Origin of the sequence: Paraburkholderia sediminicola, assembly GCF_046026895.1 — a bacterium.
GTDB lineage: Bacteria > Pseudomonadota > Gammaproteobacteria > Burkholderiales > Burkholderiaceae > Paraburkholderia > Paraburkholderia sediminicola_C.
In genome coordinates this window covers 1-1446 of sequence record NZ_JAQQEU010000217.1, presented here as the reverse complement: position 1 = coordinate 1446, position 1446 = coordinate 1, and the positions used below count along the sequence as shown (strand labels likewise).

General features: G+C 58.6%; 2 protein-coding genes. Both read right to left on the bottom strand.

All coding sequences use genetic code 11. The features are described 5' to 3' along the window. Nucleotides 1–29 precede the first annotated feature (29 nt). On the bottom strand, nucleotides 30–272 hold the full coding sequence (locus PQR02_RS40375) for a DUF6429 family protein (protein WP_408243376.1): 243 nt from the start codon (nucleotides 270–272) through the stop codon (nucleotides 30–32). A gap of 5 nt (nucleotides 273–277) precedes the next feature. Continuing rightward, nucleotides 278–1363: an IS630 family transposase gene (locus PQR02_RS40370; protein ID WP_408243377.1), complete on the bottom strand. Its 1086-nt coding sequence runs from the start codon at nucleotides 1361–1363 to the stop codon at nucleotides 278–280. Nucleotides 1364–1446 lie beyond the last annotated feature (83 nt).

The window sequence follows — 1446 nt, the reverse complement described above, 5'->3', positions numbered from 1 at the left end:
CTAGTGTGGTGAGTTAGAAGTTCGTTACATTAGTTGTTCGTGCGGTCCGGGATAACGAAATGCTGCCTGAATAACCGCTCGGACTCACATAACCCTTCCTCGGTAAAGACCACCGACCTCGTCTTGTTTACCGGGTCGCAGATGAAGCCCTTTTCGTAAAGGCGATTCAGCACGTCCCAGTCGAAGCCCTTCCACGCGCGATACTGATCGTGCAGGGTCAGGTAGAGAAGTGCCAGGGCGACTTCGTCGATCGCGTCGGTATTGATATTCATGACATTCATCCCGCGGCCTTTTGAACCCGCACACAAAACCGCTCGAGACTAGCCAGGATCTCATCGGCCGACTTGCTCCAGATGAACGGCTGGGGGTGGGCATTGTAGACGTCAAGGTAGTGCCGGATTGCATCTTCGAGCTGGCGCGTCGAACGATGCGTGCCGCGACGAAGGTACCTTTCGGTCAGCGTGGCGAACCAGCGTTCGACCTGATTGAGCCACGACGCCGAGGTGGGTGTGAAGTGAACCTGGAAGCGGGGATGACGAGCGAACCACGCCTTGATCGAGGGAGTCTTGTGTGTGCCGTAATTGTCCATCACCAGATGCACATCCAGGTGGGGCGGCACGCTAGCTTCGATGGTGCGCAGGAAACGCAGGAATTCACTGCTGCGATGGCGCCGGTGCACCTCGCCGATCACTTCGCCAGTGACGATGTCCAGCGCAGCAAATAGCGTGGTCGTACCGTGACGCATGTAGTCGTGAGTGCGTCGCTCGGGAATGCCTGGGGCCAAGGGCAATATGGGCTGCGTGCGGTCCAATGCCTGTATCTGGCTCTTCTCGTCAACGCACAGCACCATCGCCTTGAGCGGCGGATCCAGGTACAGGCCGACAATATCGCGCACCTTATCGACAAACAACGGATCGCTAGAGAGCTTAAACGTCTCCTGCCGATGCGGCTGCAGCCCGAAGGCTCGCCAGATCCTCGACACCGCCGTCTGCGAGAGCTTCATCTCCCGGGCCATCGTGCGCGTGCTCCAGTGCGTCGCCCCGGCAGGCACGGACTCAAGCGTCTTCGCAATAACCGCATCGACATGCGTGTCGTCGATTGTCCGGGGTGCACCGGGGCGTGGCGCATCAAGCAGTCCATCCACACGGTCTGCGACAAATCGCGCGCGCCATTTGGAGACAGTTTGCTGCGTAAGCTGCAGTTCCGCCGCGACCGTCTTGTTGTCCATCCCTTCGGCACAGGCCAGCACGATGCGCGCTCGCAACGCCAACGCCTGTGCTGTCTTGCGCCGCATCATCAGCGCCTTCAGTTGCTCGAATTCCGATTCGCTCAGCACGAGTTCCCGTTTGGGCCGTCCGCTCATCGCCGCTCCTCGTATCCGTGCCACACATAGCACTTTAGTACGCGGCGAAAATAATTCAATGAATTTGTAACTCACTACACTAG

What these genes read in the sequence shown, in the direction of transcription:
- PQR02_RS40375 (WP_408243376.1), bottom strand. Translation starts at nt 272, where the DNA reads ATGAATATCAATACCGACGCGATCGACGAAGTCGCCCTGGCACTTCTC.
- PQR02_RS40370 (WP_408243377.1), bottom strand. Translation starts at nt 1,363, where the DNA reads ATGAGCGGACGGCCCAAACGGGAACTCGTGCTGAGCGAATCGGAATTC.